This window comes from Rhodococcus sp. ARC_M12 (assembly GCF_022810385.1).
In the GTDB taxonomy this organism is placed as follows: Bacteria; Actinomycetota; Actinomycetes; order Mycobacteriales; family Mycobacteriaceae; genus Rhodococcoides; species Rhodococcoides navarretei.
In genome coordinates this window covers 1-777 of sequence record NZ_JALGQI010000053.1, presented here as the reverse complement: position 1 = coordinate 777, position 777 = coordinate 1, and the positions used below count along the sequence as shown (strand labels likewise).

General features: G+C 63.7%; 2 pseudogenes. Both read right to left on the bottom strand.

The annotated features are described in order from the left end of the window. Positions 1-107, bottom strand: a pseudogene (locus tag MTX35_RS26175) (short-chain dehydrogenase); the annotation flags it as partial. Between the two features lie 389 nt (positions 108-496). Continuing rightward, positions 497-777 (bottom strand): annotated as a pseudogene (locus tag MTX35_RS25300) (transglutaminase); the annotation flags it as partial.

Genomic DNA, 777 nt, shown 5'->3' with positions numbered 1-777 from the left:
CGGTGGCCTCGTCGAATCAACTCCTTCGCTGTCTGATAGCCGATGCCGCGAGCTCCACCTGTGATCGCCACGGTCCTGGCGGGGGTGTGAGGTGCGTTGTTCATCATGCTGCGCTCCTTGCATAGATAAGAGACATCGGTAGACGCCGTTCGGGCCGCTCTCGCGGTAGCGGCTGCGCACACAGGAGAGGGATATGGGTATCGCGCGGCGTCTCGTGCCCGGGGAGGCGTTCGGATCGGTCGTTCATCGGCCGCAACCCCAGCGGCAGAACGGGTCTCGTCTGTTCGGTGCAACTTCCGGTGCCCGGCCTCAACACGGCCGCGCCGACGAGACAGTCATGTGGCACAGCTCTGCCAGCAGGTGTCGGCTCACCCGATTCGAAGGTGTCCGAGGCGGTCCGAGTGTTCACGATCGCGATTGTTCGCGGAGAGAGCTCCGACCGATCGGCAGTCGGCCGCGATACGGGGTTCGGCGCGTATGTTCTCACCGCTTGTGTTCATCGAGACTCCCGCGGCGAGTTTCGATCCCCGGGAGTTTCGCCCGGCCGGGTGCGGCCGGTGAAAACATCATCGAGTGGGTGAGCGCCCGTGAAGATCGTGGGGCCGTAGGCGTGCCGAAGCACCGTCAAGATCGCGTTCAAGGGTAGGTCATCGAAGACTCCTCGCTCGCGGACATACTCCATGTGCTGAGCTCCGTCTGCGGTGAAGGCATGCATGAGAGCATCGCGATCGCCGTCGAATTCCACTGGCGGCACGCCGAAACGAGCGCACAACTCGA